18 protein-coding genes are annotated in these 16,822 nt (G+C 64.6%); 9 read left to right on the top strand and 9 right to left on the bottom strand.

The genetic code is table 11. From position 1 onward, the window contains the following. Positions 1–28: 28 nt before the first annotated feature. The 8 genes from olsA to ABID44_RS04195 all read right to left on the bottom strand — a co-directional run bounded on the left by olsA (position 29) and on the right by ABID44_RS04195 (position 7,519). The gene (gene olsA, locus ABID44_RS04230; RefSeq protein ID WP_354150431.1) at positions 29–820 is read right to left on the bottom strand and encodes a lyso-ornithine lipid O-acyltransferase; all 792 of its coding nucleotides are present in this window, start codon (positions 818–820) and stop codon (positions 29–31) included. Positions 821–834: 14 nt separating this feature from the next. Next, positions 835–1,329, bottom strand: coding sequence for a GNAT family N-acetyltransferase (locus ABID44_RS04225; protein ID WP_354150430.1), 495 nt, complete (start codon positions 1,327–1,329; stop codon positions 835–837). A 30-nt stretch (positions 1,330–1,359) separates the two neighbouring features. Continuing rightward, positions 1,360–2,037 carry a tRNA (adenosine(37)-N6)-threonylcarbamoyltransferase complex dimerization subunit type 1 TsaB gene (gene tsaB / locus ABID44_RS04220; RefSeq protein WP_354150587.1) on the bottom strand — a complete coding sequence of 226 codons (678 nt, stop codon included), beginning with the start codon at positions 2,035–2,037 and terminating at the stop codon, positions 1,360–1,362. Positions 2,038–2,108: 71 nt separating this feature from the next. Continuing rightward, positions 2,109–2,537: a GlcG/HbpS family heme-binding protein gene (locus tag ABID44_RS04215; RefSeq protein ID WP_354150429.1), complete on the bottom strand. Its 429-nt coding sequence runs from the start codon at positions 2,535–2,537 to the stop codon at positions 2,109–2,111. A 69-nt stretch (positions 2,538–2,606) separates the two neighbouring features. Beyond that, the gene (locus tag ABID44_RS04210) at positions 2,607–4,766 is read right to left on the bottom strand and encodes a malate synthase G (protein WP_354150428.1); all 2,160 of its coding nucleotides are present in this window, start codon (positions 4,764–4,766) and stop codon (positions 2,607–2,609) included. Positions 4,767–4,914: 148 nt separating this feature from the next. Next, complete coding sequence (gene dtd, locus ABID44_RS04205; protein WP_354150427.1) at positions 4,915–5,355, bottom strand: D-aminoacyl-tRNA deacylase; 441 nt, start codon at positions 5,353–5,355, stop codon at positions 4,915–4,917. A gap of 9 nt (positions 5,356–5,364) precedes the next feature. After that, complete coding sequence (gene lepA / locus ABID44_RS04200; RefSeq protein ID WP_354150426.1) at positions 5,365–7,176, bottom strand: translation elongation factor 4; 1,812 nt, start codon at positions 7,174–7,176, stop codon at positions 5,365–5,367. Positions 7,177–7,255: 79 nt separating this feature from the next. Then, the gene (locus ABID44_RS04195) at positions 7,256–7,519 is read right to left on the bottom strand and encodes a PepSY domain-containing protein (protein WP_354150425.1); all 264 of its coding nucleotides are present in this window, start codon (positions 7,517–7,519) and stop codon (positions 7,256–7,258) included. Between the two features lie 186 nt (positions 7,520–7,705). Here ABID44_RS04195 and ABID44_RS04190 point away from each other — a divergent pair, with 186 nt between their 5' ends. From ABID44_RS04190 to ABID44_RS04170, 5 genes are all read left to right on the top strand, one after another. Next, the gene (locus ABID44_RS04190; protein WP_354150424.1) at positions 7,706–8,632 is read left to right on the top strand and encodes an ABC transporter ATP-binding protein; all 927 of its coding nucleotides are present in this window, start codon (positions 7,706–7,708) and stop codon (positions 8,630–8,632) included. Then, positions 8,629–9,390: an ABC transporter permease gene (locus tag ABID44_RS04185; RefSeq protein ID WP_354150423.1), complete on the top strand. Its 762-nt coding sequence runs from the start codon at positions 8,629–8,631 to the stop codon at positions 9,388–9,390. Before ABID44_RS04190 ends, ABID44_RS04185 begins: the two co-directional genes overlap by 4 nt. An 88-nt stretch (positions 9,391–9,478) precedes the next feature. After that, positions 9,479–10,210, top strand: a complete 732-nt coding sequence (locus tag ABID44_RS04180) for a phosphatase PAP2 family protein (RefSeq protein ID WP_354150422.1) — start codon at positions 9,479–9,481, stop codon at positions 10,208–10,210. Between the two features lie 59 nt (positions 10,211–10,269). Then, positions 10,270–10,515 (top strand): helix-turn-helix domain-containing protein, encoded by a 246-nt coding sequence (locus tag ABID44_RS04175; RefSeq protein ID WP_354150421.1) that lies wholly within the window; start codon positions 10,270–10,272, stop codon positions 10,513–10,515. Between the two features lie 207 nt (positions 10,516–10,722). Beyond that, positions 10,723–12,468, top strand: coding sequence for a SulP family inorganic anion transporter (locus ABID44_RS04170; RefSeq protein ID WP_354150420.1), 1,746 nt, complete (start codon positions 10,723–10,725; stop codon positions 12,466–12,468). Between the two features lie 14 nt (positions 12,469–12,482). Here ABID44_RS04170 and ABID44_RS04165 read toward each other — a convergent pair whose 3' ends face one another. Continuing rightward, positions 12,483–12,956, bottom strand: a complete 474-nt coding sequence (locus ABID44_RS04165) for a CYTH domain-containing protein (RefSeq protein ID WP_354150586.1) — start codon at positions 12,954–12,956, stop codon at positions 12,483–12,485. Between the two features lie 183 nt (positions 12,957–13,139). On the opposite strand from ABID44_RS04165, the gene ABID44_RS04160 reads away from it, so the two are divergent. Genes ABID44_RS04160 through ABID44_RS04145 form a run of 4 tightly spaced genes read left to right on the top strand, consistent with a single transcriptional unit; the run spans position 13,140 to position 16,784 of the window. Continuing rightward, positions 13,140–13,781 (top strand): CerR family C-terminal domain-containing protein, encoded by a 642-nt coding sequence (locus tag ABID44_RS04160; protein ID WP_354150419.1) that lies wholly within the window; start codon positions 13,140–13,142, stop codon positions 13,779–13,781. Beyond that, the gene (locus ABID44_RS04155) at positions 13,778–14,734 is read left to right on the top strand and encodes an HlyD family secretion protein (RefSeq protein ID WP_354150418.1); all 957 of its coding nucleotides are present in this window, start codon (positions 13,778–13,780) and stop codon (positions 14,732–14,734) included. The genes ABID44_RS04160 and ABID44_RS04155 overlap by 4 nt, the downstream gene beginning before the upstream one ends. Continuing rightward, complete coding sequence (locus tag ABID44_RS04150; RefSeq protein ID WP_354150417.1) at positions 14,731–15,651, top strand: ABC transporter ATP-binding protein; 921 nt, start codon at positions 14,731–14,733, stop codon at positions 15,649–15,651. The genes ABID44_RS04155 and ABID44_RS04150 overlap by 4 nt, the downstream gene beginning before the upstream one ends. Next, positions 15,648–16,784, top strand: a complete 1,137-nt coding sequence (locus ABID44_RS04145) for an ABC transporter permease (RefSeq protein WP_354150416.1) — start codon at positions 15,648–15,650, stop codon at positions 16,782–16,784. Before ABID44_RS04150 ends, ABID44_RS04145 begins: the two co-directional genes overlap by 4 nt. Positions 16,785–16,822: the final 38 nt, after the last annotated feature.

Genomic DNA, 16,822 nt, shown 5'->3' with positions numbered 1-16,822 from the left:
CGGGCTGAATCTATGGCTTTGGCTGCCCTCACGCCGGCGGACGCAAGGCTGCGGCAAACTGCGCGCGCACGCGCTCCTCCACCAGCCGCGCCGCCTGCTTGCGGTTGTCGCCGGCCTTGAAGATCACCGGCTCGCCGAAACGCACCTCCACGTCCATTGCGCCGCTTTCCAGAAGCGCCCTTGCGTGAGAGGCAAGATCCTGATCGCCGATCCAGCTCGCCAGCGGCCGGAAGCGGCGGCCGAGCGGCATGCCGTGCAGGCGCGTATAGGCAATGGCGACCGGCTGGATCGCGACTTCGGTCGCCGCGCCTTCCGCGACCGCCATGGTGGCGGCGCCGAACAGCGTGCTCTTGAACGGCAGCACCATGTTGCCGTCTCCGGTCGTACCCTCGGCGAACAGCACCATGGCCTCGCCATTCACCAGCCGCACGGCGATCTCGCCGGCCTGGTCGCCGGATTTGCGCCGCCGTTCGCGCTCTATGTAGACGGTGCGCTGAAGACTGGAGAGAAAGCCCACCAGCGGCCATCCCCGCATGTCGGCCTTGGCGATGAAACGAATATCGGCAATCGCTCCCAGCACCGGAATATCGGTCCACGAAACATGATTGGCGGCGATCAGCAACGGCCGGTGCTGCGCGGGGCTTCCCGTGACATGCACCCTTATGCCCAAGGCCCCGAGAATGACGCGATGCCAGACTTTCAGGATCACGGTTTCACGCCAGAGCCCGGTTTTCATCGCGATCACTTGCAGCGGCACGAGGATCAGAGTCGCCACGGCGACATACGCCAGCGCCAGAACGATCCTCAGCTTGGCGATCATCCGGTTCCCGACGGTCAGCGGAGGTCGCGGCGCATGACGAGCGCCCCTGTCTGGCCCTTGGCGGGCGACTGATAGTAGTTCGGGCGCTTGCCCACCTCCTGGAAACCGAGCCGGCGATAGAGCGCAATGGCGGGCGGATTGGTTTCGTCCACCTCCAGGAACAGCGCCTCGGCGCGCTGGGCATGAAGCTGGCGCAGCACGGCGTCCATAAGTTGCCAGCCGAGCCCGCAGCGGCGATGGGCGCGCGCAACCACGATGGTCAGGATCTCGGCCTCGCCGGCCGCGAGCCGCGCCAGAACGAAACCTGCCGGCGCATGAGCGCCCTTGCCTACTTCCCGCGCGGCGAAGCCGAACACCGTATCCTGCGAAAGCAGGGATGCGAATTCCTCATCCGTCCACGGTCGGCTGAAGCCTTCGGCATGAAGCGCGGCGGCGATCGCGCTTTCATCGACCGACAGGGGCTGTAGCGCATATTCCCGCCGCAGCGATGAAATGAACGGTATTCGCATGTGCGAAGTGTCTCCTCCCGCCCCCACCCGTTACGAACCGGTTCGCGGCAGCACGAACCCGGCCTGGGGCCTGGCGTCGGCTTCACGCAAATAGAGGGGGCGCGGTTTATCTCCGGGCCCCTTGCGTGCGGCGAGGCGCGCATAGACGGCGATATCGGCCGTCGGCTTTGGCGGGGCGATATCGAAAGTGCTCCCGACCGAATCAGCCACCGCCCCCGCAACCGTTCCGGCCAGAACGGCGCTCGTCTCCGCAGCGAGACGCGACGCCTCCTCCAGCGAAGCCGCGGCCGGGCCGAACAGCGGCCTCAACTCCTCATCGTAAAGCGCTGCGTGGATTTCGCCGCGTCCGCCGTCGAGGACGGCAAGAACCGGGCGGCCGGGGAACTGTCGCGACGCTTCAGCCGCCAGCGCTTCCAGCGTGGTCACGCCAATGGCCGGGATGTTCAGCGCCAGCGCCAGACCGCGCGCGGTCGCGACGCCCACCCGCACGCCGGTGAAGGAGCCGGGGCCGACGGAAACCGCAATGGCGTCGAGTTCGGCAAATGTCTTGCCAGCCTCCTTGAGCGCCGCGTCGATGACCGCCATCAGATGTTCGGCGTGCCCCTTGCCGAGATCGCGCACCTCACGGCCCTGTTCCACGCCAGCGCCGGCGTCGTAGACGCAGGCGGCGCACAGGCCGGCGGAACAATCAATGGCGAGAACGATCATCATGAAAAGGGGCTAGCGCAAGTCCGGCGACACCACAAGACGCGCGCATATGAGACAAGCGCGCCGGACCATTATCGCCCAGCGACGAAACCTGCCGTTTCGACGCCTGCTATGGCGCACATCTCGTCATTGTCGGACGTATCGCCCGTAATGCCGACCGCACCCAGAACATCACCGGCTTCATCGCGGATCAGCACGCCCCCCGGAACGGGAACGATGCGCCCGCGCGATACGGAATTCAGGCCTTCGATGAAATGCGGGCGATCTTTCGCGGTTTGCTCCAGCCAGCGCGAATCCATGCCCACCGCCAGCGCTCCAAAAGCCTTTCCCGCCGCGATCTCAAACCGCATCATGGAAGAGCCATCCTGTTTCTGAAGCGCTTTCGGATGGCCGCCGGCATCCAGCACCACCACCGTAAGAGGCTTCAAACCCGCCTCTGCACCCTTCCTGAAGGCAGCCTCAATCATTGTATTGGCGGCTGCAAGGGTAAGCTTTGTCACTGGTGTCCTCCACGGTTGCATATCCGGGCACGGCCGCAGGCTTCGCAGTTGCACGGCCGTGTGGTTTTCTTAACCCGCCAGCTTCGCCTTCAGTTCAAGCCGACGCTTGTGAAGCAGCGGCTCGGTGTAACCGCTCGGCTGTTTGCGCCCCTCGAACACCAGATCGCAGGCGGCCTGGAAGGCGATGGAGCCGTCGAAACCGGGGGCCATCGGCCGGTAAAGCGGATCGCCCGTATTCTGGCGGTCGACGACAGCGGCCATGCGCTTCATCGTCTCCATCACCTGCTGCTCGCTGCACACGCCGTGGTGCAGCCAGTTGGCGATATGCTGCGAGGAGATGCGCAGCGTCGCGCGGTCTTCCATCAGGCCGACATCGTTGATGTCCGGCACCTTGGAGCAGCCGACTCCCTGATCGACCCAGCGCACCACATAGCCGAGGATGCCCTGCGCATTGTTGTCGAGTTCGAGCTGGATGTCCCGCGGCGTCCAGTTGGGGCGCGCCGCCACCGGCACGGTCAGCAGATCGTCCAGCTTCGCCTTGGGGCGATTGCGGATTTCGGCCTGCACGGCGTGAACGTCAACCTGATGATAGTGGGTGGCGTGGAGCGTGGCCGCCGTCGGCGACGGCACCCAGGCGGTGTTGGCGCCGGCCCTGGGGTGGGCGATCTTCTGTTCCAGCATGGCCGCCATCAGGTCGGGCATCGCCCACATGCCCTTGCCGATCTGGGCATGGCCGGAAAGGCCGCACTGGAGGCCGGTGTCGACGTTCCAGGCCTCGTAGGCCCCGATCCAGGCGGCCTGCTTCATGTCGCCCTTGCGGATCATCGGACCGGCTTCCATGGAGGCATGGATCTCGTCGCCGGTGCGGTCGAGGAAGCCGGTGTTGATGAAGGCCACGCGCGCGGAAGCGGCGCGGATGCATTCCTTGAGGTTGACGGTGGTGCGCCGTTCCTCGTCCATGATGCCCATCTTGACGGTGTTGCGCTTCATGCCGAGCAGGTCTTCGACGCGATCGAAGAGCTCGACGGCGAAGGCGACTTCCTCCGGCCCGTGCATCTTGGGCTTGACCACATACATGGAGCCGGCGCGGCTGTTGGCGCGGCGGCCGTTCGGACCGACATCGTTGAGCGCGATCAACGCGGTGATCGCCGCATCCATGACCCCTTCGGGGATTTCCGAGCCGTCCCTGAGCAGGATCGCCGGGTTGGTCATCAGGTGACCGACATTGCGCACCAGCATCAGGGAACGGCCGGGCAGAGCCAGTTCGCCGCCATCGGGAGCAGTATAGCTGCGATCGCCGTTCAGGCGGCGCGTGAAGGTGCGGCCTTCCTTGACGATCTCCTCGGCGAGGTCGCCCTTCATCAGGCCCAGCCAGTTGCGATAGACGACGACCTTGTCGTCGGCGTCCACGGCCGCGACCGAGTCCTCGCAATCCTGAATGGTGGTCAGCGCCGCTTCGAGAACCAGATCGGAAATGCCGGCCTTGTCACCCTTGCCGATCACGCTGTCGCGGTCGACGACGATCTCGACATGCAGACCGTTCTTCTTCAGGAGCACCGCCGAAGGGGCAGAAGCCTCGCCGCGATAGCCGGCGAACTGCGCCGGATCGGCAAGACCGGTGTCGCCCACCACGAGCTTGCCGTCACGAACCGAAAGCGCACCGGCGTCGGCCCAGGAGCCGCTCTTCAACGGCGCGCTCTCATCGAGGAAATTACGGCCCCAGGCGATGACCTTTTCGCCGCGCTTGGGGTTGTAGCCCCTGCCCTTTTCCGCGCCATCGGCCTCTGAAATCGCGTCGGTGCCGTAGAGCGCATCGTAGAGCGAGCCCCAGCGCGCATTTGCGGCGTTGAGCGCATAGCGCGCGTTCATCACCGGAACCACCAGTTGGGGACCTGCGACCGCGGCGATCTCGGGGTCGACATTTTCAGTCGTGACCTGAAAATCGGGACCTTCCGGCACGAGATAACCGATCTCGCCCAGAAAGGCCTTGTAGGCTTCGAGATCATGCGGTGCGCCATTGTCGCGATACCACTGGTCGAGCTTCGCCTGAAGGGCCTCGCGCTTTTCCAGCAGCGCGCGGTTCTTCGGGGCAAGATCGTGGGCGATCGCGGAAACGCCGGCCCAGAATTTCTCCGCGTCGATCCCGCTGCCTGCCAGAGCTTCGTTGGCCACGAAGTCATGCAGTACAGGCGCGATGCGCAGTCCGGCGATTTCGATGCGATCCGACATTCCCAAACCTCCACTCAAAGGCACGTTGCGGCAGTGCAGCATAGTCGGGTCCGGCTTTGCCACGAAACGGAGCGAGGGGTCAATGATGCGCTTGGTTCAGCGCGGCTATTGCTTTGTGTCAGACGAGCGCATGCGGCCAGATCGCGGATCAGCGTTCGCTGTCCAGCCAGATCGTCACCGGTCCGTCATTGACCAGCGCAACCTTCATGTCGGCTCCGAAGACGCCGTTGGCGACGGGCACGCCATACGAGGCCACAGCCGAAGAAAAGTGTTCATAAAGCCTCTTGCCATCGTCGGGAGCGGCGGCGGTGGAAAAGCCCGGGCGGTTGCCCTTCGTCTCGGCGGCCAGCGTGAACTGGCTGACCACCAGCGCGGAGCCACCGATATCCAGCACGGAGCGGTTCATGCGCTCCTGCTCGTCGCGGAAGATACGCAGGTTGACCACCTTTCGCGCCAGCCATTGCGACTGTGCGTCCGTATCGCCCTGCATGGCGCAGACCAGCACCAGCAAGCCGGGGCCGATCTCGCCGACGACCCTGCCATCGACGGTGACGCGGGCTTCGCTCACGCGTTGGACCAGCGCTCGCATGGCGAGGCGTCAATCGCTCATCTTGAGCGCCTGGATGAAGGCTTCCTGCGGAATGTCGACCTTGCCGAACTGCCGCATGCGCTTCTTGCCTTCCTTCTGCTTTTCCAGAAGCTTGCGCTTGCGGGTGGCGTCGCCGCCATAGCACTTGGCGGTGACGTCTTTGCGCAGGGCCGAGATGGTTTCGCGCGCCACGATCCGGCCGCCGATGGCCGCCTGGATCGGGATCTTGAACATGTGTTGCGGGATCAGATCCTTCAGCTTCTCGCACATGGCGCGGCCGCGCTTTTCGGCCGCGCTTCGGTGGACGAGCATGGAGAGCGCATCGACCGGTTCGTCATTGACGAGGATCGACATCTTGACCAGATCGCCCTCGCGGTAGTCGGTCAGGTGATAGTCGAAGGAGGCGTAGCCCTTGGAGATCGACTTGAGACGATCATAGAAGTCGAACACCACCTCGTTGAGCGGGAGATCGTAGACCAGCATGGCGCGCTTGCCGACATAGGAAAGATCGGCCTGGATGCCGCGGCGGTCCTGGCACAGCTTGAGAATGGCTCCGAGATAATCGTCCGGCGTCAGGATCGTGGCGCGGATCCACGGCTCCTCGATGTGGTCGATCTTGACCACATCCGGCATGTCCGCCGGATTGTGAAGCTCCTTCACCTCGCCATTGTTCATCACCATGCGGTAGACGACGCTCGGGGCGGTCGCGATCAGGTCGAGGTCGAATTCGCGCTCCAGCCGCTCCTGGATAATCTCCAGATGCAACAGGCCGAGGAAGCCGCAGCGGAAGCCGAAGCCCAGCGCGGCCGAGGTTTCCATCTCGTAGGAGAACGACGCGTCGTTGAGGCGCAGCCTGCCGACGGCGGCGCGCAGATCCTCGAAGTCGGCCGCATCGACCGGAAACAGGCCGCAGAACACGACGGGCTGCGCCGGCTTGAAGCCCGGCAGGGCCTCGACGGTCGGGCGGCGGTCCTCGGTGATCGTATCGCCGACGCGGGTGTCCGCCACTTCCTTGATCGAGGCGGTGATGAAGCCGAATTCGCCCGGCCCGATCTCGTCCACATTCTCCATCTTGGGCGTGAATATGCCGGTGCGCTCCACCGGATAGCGCGCGCCGGTGCCCATCATGCGGATGGTCTGCCCCTTCTTCAGCACACCGTCGATGACGCGCACCAGGACGATGACGCCGAGATAGGCGTCGTACCAGCTATCGACCAGCATAGCCTTCAGCGGCTTCGTGGCATCGCCCTCGCGTGGCGGCGGCAGCTTATTGACGATCGCCTCCAGCACATCCTCGATGCCGATGCCGGTCTTGGCCGAGATCATCACCGCTTCGGAGGCGTCGAGACCGATGACGTCCTCGACCTGCTCCTTGATGCGCTCGGGCTCGGCCGCCGGCAGGTCGATCTTGTTCAGCACCACGACGATTTCGTGATTGTTGTCGATGGCCTGATAGACATTGGCGAGCGTCTGCGCCTCGACGCCCTGCGAGGCGTCGACGACCAGAAGCGAGCCCTCGCAGGCCGAGAGGCTGCGCGAGACCTCATAGGCGAAATCGACGTGACCGGGCGTGTCGATAAGGTTGAGGACGTAGTCCTCGCCGTTCCTGGCCTTGTATTTCAGGCGCACGGTCTGCGCCTTGATGGTGATGCCGCGCTCCTTCTCGATATCCATATTATCGAGAACCTGCTCCTTGCCGGCCATTTCGCGCGCGTCCATGCCGCCCGTCAGCTGGATCAGACGGTCGGCGAGGGTCGACTTGCCATGGTCGATATGGGCGACGATGGAGAAGTTGCGGATGTGATCGAGGGGTGTGCTCATGGGCGCGGGCTTTATCAGGCGCACCGCACCTCGGCAAGCAGGAGCGCGCAGCTCCCGCCCGCAACAGGCGAGGAAAGTGCTATTTCGGCTCGCCGGTGAGCGGATCGAAGCGTATTTCGACCTTGGCCTTGTCGGTGGTGTAGTAGGTCACCTCATAAAGGCCGCGTTCCCATTCGATCTCGTCGATATAGCGAAACCCGTCGCGCTGCTCGACCTTCGCGACGATCTCGGACAGCTTCATCGCATTTGGCGGCGGAGCCCGGTCGTCATCCTGCGCAGAGGCGGGGGCGAGGCCGACGCCAAGCGCCGTGGCGAACAGTAGCGGGACGATCTTTCGGCTCATTCGGTCAACCTCCGTTTCGCTGCCGGTGCATTGATGAACTAAGTGTGCATCGCGGCAGGAAAGACAAGACCCGTCGGGGCTGTTTCGTCCTCCTGTCGGGAAATGTCAGCAGCCGCATTGACTTTGCCGGCCGCACACCGACATTCGGACGACAAGGAAAAAACATTCCAGCCCCAAGCGGTTTCCATGCACCCAGCCATCGCCATTTCCGGCGTATCGAAAATCTATGCCAGCGGCTTCAACGCGCTTAAATCCGTCGACCTCGACATCAGGCACGGTGAAATCTTCGCCCTGCTCGGCCCCAACGGCGCCGGCAAGACGACGCTGATCTCCATTGTGTGCGGCATCGTCAACCGCTCCTCCGGCACGGTGAGCGTGGACGGGAACGACATCGATCGCGACTATCGCAAGGCGCGCTCCCTCATCGGGCTGGTGCCACAGGAACTGACCGTCGAATCCTTCGAGACGGTGCGCTCCGCCCTCACCTTCAGCCGGGGTCTGTTCGGCAAGCCCGCCAACCCGGAGTTCATCGAGCAGATCCTGAAAGATCTGTCGTTGTGGGACAAGCGCGACGCCAAGATCATCACGCTTTCGGGCGGCATGAAGCGGCGGGTGATGATCGGCAAGGCGCTGGCGCACGAGCCGAAAATCCTGTTCCTCGACGAGCCGTCGGCAGGGGTGGACGTGGAACTGCGCCAGGATATGTGGGCGATGGTGCGGCGATTGCGTGAAAGCGGCGTCACCATCATTCTCACCACCCACTATATCGAGGAGGCCGAGGAGATGGCCGACCGCGTCGGCGTCATCAACCGCGGCGAAATCGTTCTGGTGGAGAACAAGGAAGAACTGATGCGCAAGCTTGGCCGCAAGCAGTTGCGGCTGGAACTGCGCACGCCGCTGGAAGCGGTGCCGCAATCGCTGAGCGGCTACGGGCTCGAACTGTCGCCGGACGGCGGTGCGCTCACCTACACCTACGACAACCAGAGCGAACGGCCGGGCGTCGCCTCGCTGCTGCGCGACCTGGAGACGGAAGGCGTCGCTTTCCGCGACCTCGACACCGAAAACAGCTCACTGGAAGAAATCTTCGTCAATCTCGTCAGGAAGGCCTCATGAACCGGCATGCGATCTGGGCCATCTACCGCGTGGAAATGGCGCGCACCCTGCGCACGCTCCTGCAGAGCGTGGTCTCGCCGGTCATCTCCACCTCGCTCTATTTCGTCGTCTTCGGCGCCGCCATCGGCTCGCGAATCGACCAGATCGACGGGGTCAGCTACGGCGCTTTCATCGTGCCGGGGCTGATCATGTTGTCGCTGCTCACGCAATCGATCTCCAATGCATCCTTCGGCATCTATTTCCCGAAATTCGTCGGCACGATCTACGAGCTTCTGTCGGCTCCGGTTTCCTATCTGGAGATCGTCATCGCCTATGTCGGCGCGGCGGCGACCAAGTCGGCGGCAATCGGGCTGATCATCCTGGCGACCTCGGCGCTGTTCGTGCCGCTGCATATCGAACATCCGTTCTGGATGCTCGCTTTCCTCATCCTCACGGCGGTGACGTTCTCGCTGTTCGGCTTCATCATCGGCATCTGGGCCGGCACGTTCGAGCAGTTGCAGCTTGTGCCGCTGCTGATCGTCACGCCGCTCACCTTCCTCGGCGGCTCGTTCTATTCGATCGACATGCTGCCCGGCGTGTGGCGCACGATCACCCTGTTCAACCCGGTGGTCTACCTCGTCAGCGGCTTCCGCTGGGCCTTCTTCGGCAAGGCCGACGTGTCGCTGGGCCTGAGCCTCGGCATGACGCTGGTGTTCCTGTTCATCTGCGTGGCCGTGATCGCCTGGATCTTCCGAACCGGATATCGCCTGAGGACATGACAGCCTATTCTTCTCCCGCCGCTTGACCGCCGGCATCCACTTCGGAAACAACCGGCAAGGAAATATGCGGACGAGGAAGAAGGTCAGGATGAAGCCGATAACAGCCCTCATCGGCCGGATCGAATTGCCCATGCTGCTGGCCGGCGTCATCGTCGCCGGCGGGCTGTGGGGTTTCCTCGAACTGACGGAGGTCGCCACCGACCGCGCGCCTCATGCGCTGGACAGCGATATCCTGCTGCTCTTTCGCGTGGAAGGCCATCCCGATGTGCCGATCGGCCCGGCATGGCTGCCCAAGGTCGTGCGCGATATCACCGCCCTCGGCAGCGCCGCCGTGCTGACGCTCATCACGGCGGCGACCGCGCTCTATTTCTTCGTCGCGCGGCGGCCGGCAACCGGGCTGTTCGTCATCGCCGCCGTGGTCAGCGGCCAGATCCTGTCGACCCTGCTCAAGGCCGGCATCGACCGGCCCCGCCCCGAGGTGGTGCCGCATCTGATGCAGGAAAGCTCGCTTTCCTTTCCCAGCGGCCACGCGATGATCTCGGCGCTCGTCTATCTGACGCTCGGCGCGCTGGCCAGCCAGACGACGCAGAATCACGCGACACGCGCCTACATCCTTTCGCTGGCGGTGTTCATCTCGCTGCTGGTCGGCGTCTCACGCCTCTATCTCGGCGTTCACTGGCCCTCGGACGTGATGGCCGGCTGGTGCGCCGGGTTCGCCTGGGCGATGGTCTGGTGGATGGCCGCCCGCCTGATGCTGCGTAATGGCAAATCTCAGCCACCACCCAATAATCAAGCTTTAAACATTCATAATGATGTTTGACACATCACAATGAACGTATCATATATGTATATTGCAGATCCGGAAGGGAGACTGTGGCGGTGATCACAGCAGCGCAGATGCGCGCCGCGCGAGCACTCGCCGGCATCGACCAGAGGACGCTCGCCGAGCGGGCCGGCGTTTCGCTGCCGACCATCCAGCGGATGGAAGCCAGCGACGGCGTGGTGCGCGGCGTGGTGGACACGCTGATGAAGGTCATCCAGGCGCTCGATGAGGCCGGGGTGGAGCTGATCGGCGACAACCAGCCAAGCGAGCGCGGCGGAAGGGGCGTTCGCCTCAAGACGTAGCGCGGCGGGCTCTTCTCCGGGTCGGCAAGGAGGTCGCGACGGCGGCCGGCGATCGTTGTGACGCCGACAGCGCCGCCGCCGGGAGCATGATCCCGGGAAAGTGGAAAGCGTTTCCGGCCGAGATCATGCCCGAGCAGACAAACATGGCCCGAGGACCTCGCGAAGGAGGTTCGCCGGGCTTCGGGTGTAGCGAGCGAAGGCCGATCCATGAAACAGCGCCGCAGGTCGAGGCAGCGTTCCGGCTCCACGGAGCCGACATTCCGTGACCTCTTCACGCCAAAACTGGTGACCGTGTTGCGGGAAGGCTATGGCTTTTCCCAGTTCAAAGCCGACGCGATCGCCGGGCTGACCGTCGCCATCGTGGCCCTGCCGCTGTCGATGGCGATCGCCATCGCCTCGGGCGTCGACCCGGAAAAGGGGCTGTTCACCGCCATTGTCGGCGGCTTTCTGGTCTCGATGTTCGGCGGCAGCCGCTTTCAGATCGGCGGACCGGCGGGGGCCTTTATCGTGCTCGTCGCCGCCACCGTCGACCGCCAGGGCGTCGACGGCCTTATTCTGGCGACCATGATGTCGGGCGTGATGCTGGCCGCCGCTGGCTGGCTCAGGCTCGGCACCTACATCAAATTCATCCCCTACCCCGTCACGGTCGGCTTCACCGCCGGTATCGCAGTCATCATCTTCGCCAGCCAGTTGACCGATCTTTTCGGTCTCAGCCTCGCCGAAAAGGAGCCGGGCGACCTGATCCCCAAGCTGATGGCGCTTTTCAAGGCGACGCCGACCGTCAACGCGGGCGCGGTGGCGATCGCGGCGCTGACGATAGGGGTGATCGTCGGGCTGAAGCGCTGGCGTCCGTCATGGCCCGGCATGCTGATCGCCGTGGCGCTGGCTTCGCTTGCGGCAAGCGGGCTCGACGTCGAAACCATCGGCACCCGCTTCGGCGGCATTCCTTCGATGCTGCCAAGCCCCACCCTGCCGGCGATGAGCGCTGAAAAAATGCTGGCTGTGCTTCCCGACGCCGTGGCCTTCACGCTGCTCGGCGCTATCGAATCGCTGCTTTCGGCCGTGGTCGCCGACGGCATGACCGGTCGCCGGCATCGCTCCAACTGCGAACTCGTGGCGCAGGGCGCAGCCAACATCGGCTCCGCCCTGTTCGGCGGCATCTGCGTGACCGGCACCATCGCCCGCACGGCCACCAATGTACGCGCCGGCGCGCACGGCCCGGTGTCGGGCATGCTGCACGCCGTGTTCCTGCTCGCCTTCATGCTGCTGGCCGCACCGCTCGCCAGCTACATTCCGCTGGCCGCATTGGCCGGCGTGCTGGCGGTCGTGGCATGGAACATGATCGAGCGGCCGGCCTTCCGGGCGCTCATCCGCTCCTCGCGCGGCGACGCCGCCGTGCTGCTCATCACCTTCGGGCTGGTGATCTTCCGCGACCTCACCACCGGCATCGTCGTCGGCTTCGCGCTAGGCGCGCTGCTGTTCATCGACCGCATGGCCAAGTCGGTGGAGGTCAAGGCGGAAGCGTCGCTTCTGGCCGAGGACCTTGCCGACGCCGCCAATGGCGAGCGCGAGGCCTATGACGCTGCCGCCGTGACCGATCCCGACATCGTCGTCTATCGCATATCCGGCGCTTTCTTCTTCGGCGCGGCCTCCACGGTCGGGACGGTGCTGGACCGCATCGCCGACCAGCGCAAGACCTTCATCCTCGACTGTTCCAGCATACCGCTGGTGGATTCGACCGGGGCCAACGTGCTCGAAGGCGTGGCGCACAAGGCCGCGAAGCAAGGCGTGCTGTTCTACATCGCCGGCGCGTCGCCGCAGATGCGCAAGCTGCTGACAGCGCACGGCGTCAAACCGCCACTGGTTCACTACCGGGCTACAGTCGCCTCCGCGAAATCCCATGCCCGCGCACAGGTGCGCCAGTCAAGGCCGGAGCCCGAACCCGTGGCCTGAACCTGCACTGCGCCTCACCTCGCCACGGGAGGAAAACCGTTCAGGGCCAGCGAGGCGTTGGAATAGCGGATATCGCCGGTGATCTCGCGCCCCAGCCAGTCCGGCAGCGCGGCGTCATCGACCTTGTCCGGCGTTTCCAGTTCGGCCACGACAAGACCTTCATGCGCGCCGGAAAACACGTCGACCTCGTAGAGATAACCGCCATGGCGCACATGGTGGCGGGTCTTGACGATGATCTTGCCGAGCGCGAACGCCCGCATCTCCCTGGCGTCGGCCAGCGGGATATCGTATTCGAACTCGTCACGGGCGCTGAGGTCGCTGCCGAATTTCAGCGTCAGCCTCGCCTTGCTTCCATCGGAAATCCGCACCCGCACCGAGCGCTCTGCGGTGATGGCCAGATAGAACTGGACGATGGCGATGCGGGCTTCCGCCCTTTCCCGCCAATCCCCGTCCATCACCAGAAACTTGCGTTCCACTTCCCGCGCCATGCGGTGAGTTAAACGCCGCAGCCTGGCCAGATCAACCGTCCGAAAGGCGTAAACCGGCAGTTCGGGTTGCGAAGCGTCCACAAGTCGCACCGTCAGATTGACTTTAATCAATCGATTGATTAAATTATCGCCATGAGCACGCCTGTTTCAGATCCGACCTCACGCTCTATATCGCCGGCGGAAATGACACGTTCCGCGCTGGTGGGCGCCGCGCTGAAGCTGTTCGGAAGCCAGGGCTTCGAGGGCACCTCAACACGCGAGGTGGCGGCGCGCGCCAACGCCAATATCGGCTCCATCGCCTATCATTTCGGCGGCAAGGAAGGCTTGCGCATCGCGGTCGCGGATTTCATCGTCGAGACAATACAGGCATTGGCGAAACAGGCCATTGGCGGGCTTGAAGCGTCCTTCACGGAACCGGTGAACCCCGAAACGGCGCAAGCCCAGCTTGTCAGGGGGCTGGAGCGCATGATCGCCTTTGTCGTGGCGCGGCCGGAGGCGGGCGACATCGTGCGCTTCATGCTGCGCGAGATGGCGCAGCCTTCCGCCGCCCTCGACCGAATCTACGGGGGCGTGTTCGAGCCTGTCCACAAGCGGCTCTGCCTCATCTGGGAGCAGGCCACGGGCGAGCCCGCCGGCAGCGAGAGGACGCGGCTCACCATTTTTACGCTTCTCGGGCAGGTGCTCTATTTCCGGATCGGTTCCGAAGTGGTGTTGCGGCGCATGGGCTGGGACACGTTCGGCACGGCCGAGGCCGCCCGGGTGCTCGACGTGGTTCGCGACAATCTCGTCGCCATCCTGTCCTCAAGAAAGGCGAGCGACGCATGAGCCTTCTCTGCTCTCTCCCTCTTGCAGCAACGCTGTTTTCCGCCTGCGCCGCACCCGCCACGCTCGCCGTCGGCTATGTCGAGGGCGACTATGTGCTGCTCGCCCCTATCGAGGTGGCGCAGGTTCAGGACGTGGCCGTGCGGCGCGGCGACATGGTAAGCCCGGGCGTCACGCTGGTGCGGCTGGAAAGCGCTGATGCCGAGATCGCGGTCGCGCAGGCCGAAGCGGCGTTGGCGCAGGCAAAAGCGCAACTCGCCAACCTCCAGGTCGGCAAGCGGCCGCAGGAGATCGCGGTGCTGGAGGCGACCGTGCGCTCCGCCCGCGCGCAGGCCAATGAGGCGCAGCGCGTTCTGGAACGAACCCGCGACCTGAATCGGCGCGGCATCGCCACGCAGGCGCAACTCGACGAGGCGACGACCGCCGTGGAGGTGGCCGACGCCGCCATCGGCCAGAGCGAGGCCAATCTGGCCGTGGGCGCTTTGCCAGCGCGCCCCGAGGAGATCGAGGCCGCGCGCGGCGCGGTGGAGCAGGCGCAAGCGGCGCTGGAGCAGGCGCGGTGGCGGCTCTCCAAACGATCGCTGGCCGCTCCCTCGCCCGGCCGCGTCACCGATGTCATTCGCAATCCGGGCGATACAGCCGGCCCGACGGCCCCGGTGATCTCGATCCTGCCGGAAGGCGCGGTCAAGCTCACCGTCTTCATTCCGCAGGAAGCTTTCGCCACTATCAAGGTCGGCTCGGAACTCGCCGTGCATTGCGACGGCTGCGCGCCCGATCTCAAGGCGCGGGTGAGCTACGTGTCCACCGAGCCTGAATTTACGCCTCCGGTGATCTATTCGATCGAGAACCGGCAGAAGCTTGTCTATCTGGTCGAGGCGCGCCCGGAAGGCGACGCCACCATGCTGAAACCCGGCCAGATCGTGGACGTGACGCTGGCCGAAGGGCAAGCCCGATGAATGCGATCGAGGTCCGCGGACTGGTCAAGCGCTTCGGCGACAAGACGGTCGTGGACCATGTCGACATGACGGTGGCGCAAGGCGAGATTGTCGGGTTCCTCGGCCCCAACGGTTCCGGCAAGACCACGACGATCCGCATCATGTGCGGCCTGCTGACGCCGGACGAGGGCGAAGGCACGGTGCTGGGTTTCAACCTGCGCAGCGAAGGCCTCAAAATCAAGCGCGAGGTCGGCTACATGACGCAGCGGTTCTCATTCTACGAGGACCTGACCATCGCCGAGAACCTCGAATTCGTGGCGCGGCTTTACCGCCTCAGGCCGGTGGAGGCCCATGTCGCCGACACGCTCGCCGACCTCGGCCTGACCTCGCGGCGCAACCAGCTTGCCGGCACGCTGTCCGGCGGCTGGAAGCAGCGGCTGGCGCTGGCGGCCTGCATCATGCACAAGCCGAAGCTTCTGCTGCTCGATGAACCGACCGCCGGCGTCGATCCCAAGGCGCGGCGCGAATTCTGGGACGAAATCCATCTACTGGCCAGCGGCGGCCTCACCGTGCTGGTTTCCACCCACTACATGGACGAGGCCGAGCGCTGCCATCGCATCAGCTACATCTCCTACGGTCGCATGCTGGCCACCGGCACGGTGGACGAGGTGGTGAGAAACGCCGGACTCACCACCTTTGTCGTGCAGGGCGAGAGGCTCGACAGGATTGCCGCAGCCCTTGCCGGAAAACCGGGAGTCGAGCAGGTCGCACCCTTCGGCGCGACGCTGCATGTCGTCGGTTCCGACCAATCCGCTCTCTCCGCCACGCTGGCCGAAATGGAAAAGGCGCAGCCGGGCGTGACGGTGACGCCCGGCGAAACCAGCCTCGAAGACGTGTTCATCCAGTTCATGGCCGGCTCGAAGGACAATATGGCATGAGCGGCATCTTCTCTCCCGCCCGGCTGAACGCGCTGCTCATCAAGGAATTCATCCAGATGCGCCGCGACCGGGTGACGTTCGCCATGATGCTCGGCGTGCCGCTGATGCTTCTGGTGCTGTTCGGCTTCGCCATCAACAACGATCCCAAAAGCCTGCCGGCGGCGCTTCTGGCGATGAGCAGCGACCAATATACGCGCGCCATGGTGACGGCGCTGGAGAACACCAATTATTACCGGTTTGATCATATCGCCACCACCGCGGGCGAGGCCGACGCCCTGATGGCCAGCGGCGACATCGCCTTCCTCGTCACCATCCCGGCCGATTTCGGCCGCCGTGTGGAGCGTGGCGACCGGCCGCAAATCCTGATCGAGGCGGATGCGACCGATCCCTCGGTCGCAAGCGGCGCGATTTCCACGCTCGGCACCATCGCCGGCCAGGCCCTGCTCAGGGCGCAGGGCCTTCAATCGGTAGCGGCCGAAGATGCGCGCAGCAGGCTCGATGTGGTCGTGCACCGGCGCTACAATCCGGAAGGCGTTTCCCAGTACAACATCGTGCCCGGCCTGCTCGGCGTCATTTTGCAGATGACCATGGTGATGATGACCTCCATCGCGCTGACGCGCGAGACCGAGCGCGGCACCATGGAGAACCTGCTCGCCATGCCGTCGAGCCCGCTGGAGATCATGCTGGGCAAGGTTCTGCCCTATGCGGGCGTCGGCGCGGTGCAGGTTGTGGTGGTGCTGATCGCCGCCAAGCTGCTCTTCCACATCCCCTTCATCGGCGGGCTGCCGCTTCTGTTGTCCTCCATCATCATTTTCGTGCTGGGGCTGGTGCTGCTCGGCTACACGATCTCGACCGTCGCGCGCACGCAGATGCAGGCGATGCAGCTCACCTTCTTCTTTTTCCTGCCGTCTATCCTGCTTTCCGGCTTCATGTTCCCGTTCCGGGGCATGCCCGTGTGGGCACAGTGGCTGGGCGAGATTTTTCCGCTCACCCACTTCCTGCGCATCGTGCGCGCGGTGATGCTGAAGGGCGCGGATTTCTCCGCCGTGGCCGGTGAAATCCTGTGGCTGCTGGGCTTCATCGTGGTCTTTTCCAGCTTCGCGCTGCTGCGCTTCCGCCGAACGCTGGACTGAGAGCGGCCCCGCCGAGCTCCCCCTTTTTCAGCGCCCCT

Origin of the sequence: Aquamicrobium ahrensii (assembly GCF_040545755.1) — a bacterium.
Taxonomy (GTDB): domain Bacteria; phylum Pseudomonadota; class Alphaproteobacteria; order Rhizobiales; family Rhizobiaceae; genus Mesorhizobium; species Mesorhizobium ahrensii.
This window is presented reverse-complemented; position numbering and strand designations above follow the sequence as displayed.

Coding starts and splice junctions, on each gene's coding strand:
- olsA (WP_354150431.1), bottom strand. CDS start 820: ATGATCGCCAAGCTGAGGATCGTTCTGGCGCTGGCGTATGTCGCCGTG.
- ABID44_RS04225 (WP_354150430.1), bottom strand. CDS start 1,329: ATGCGAATACCGTTCATTTCATCGCTGCGGCGGGAATATGCGCTACAG.
- tsaB (WP_354150587.1), bottom strand. CDS start 2,037: ATGATCGTTCTCGCCATTGATTGTTCCGCCGGCCTGTGCGCCGCCTGC.
- ABID44_RS04210 (WP_354150428.1), bottom strand. CDS start 4,766: ATGTCGGATCGCATCGAAATCGCCGGACTGCGCATCGCGCCTGTACTG.
- dtd (WP_354150427.1), bottom strand. CDS start 5,355: ATGCGAGCGCTGGTCCAACGCGTGAGCGAAGCCCGCGTCACCGTCGAT.
- lepA (WP_354150426.1), bottom strand. CDS start 7,176: ATGAGCACACCCCTCGATCACATCCGCAACTTCTCCATCGTCGCCCAT.
- ABID44_RS04195 (WP_354150425.1), bottom strand. CDS start 7,519: ATGAGCCGAAAGATCGTCCCGCTACTGTTCGCCACGGCGCTTGGCGTC.
- ABID44_RS04190 (WP_354150424.1), top strand. CDS start 7,706: ATGCACCCAGCCATCGCCATTTCCGGCGTATCGAAAATCTATGCCAGC.
- ABID44_RS04185 (WP_354150423.1), top strand. CDS start 8,629: ATGAACCGGCATGCGATCTGGGCCATCTACCGCGTGGAAATGGCGCGC.
- ABID44_RS04180 (WP_354150422.1), top strand. CDS start 9,479: ATGAAGCCGATAACAGCCCTCATCGGCCGGATCGAATTGCCCATGCTG.
- ABID44_RS04170 (WP_354150420.1), top strand. CDS start 10,723: ATGAAACAGCGCCGCAGGTCGAGGCAGCGTTCCGGCTCCACGGAGCCG.
- ABID44_RS04165 (WP_354150586.1), bottom strand. CDS start 12,956: ATGGCGCGGGAAGTGGAACGCAAGTTTCTGGTGATGGACGGGGATTGG.
- ABID44_RS04160 (WP_354150419.1), top strand. CDS start 13,140: ATGACACGTTCCGCGCTGGTGGGCGCCGCGCTGAAGCTGTTCGGAAGC.
- ABID44_RS04155 (WP_354150418.1), top strand. CDS start 13,778: ATGAGCCTTCTCTGCTCTCTCCCTCTTGCAGCAACGCTGTTTTCCGCC.
- ABID44_RS04150 (WP_354150417.1), top strand. CDS start 14,731: ATGAATGCGATCGAGGTCCGCGGACTGGTCAAGCGCTTCGGCGACAAG.
- ABID44_RS04145 (WP_354150416.1), top strand. CDS start 15,648: ATGAGCGGCATCTTCTCTCCCGCCCGGCTGAACGCGCTGCTCATCAAG.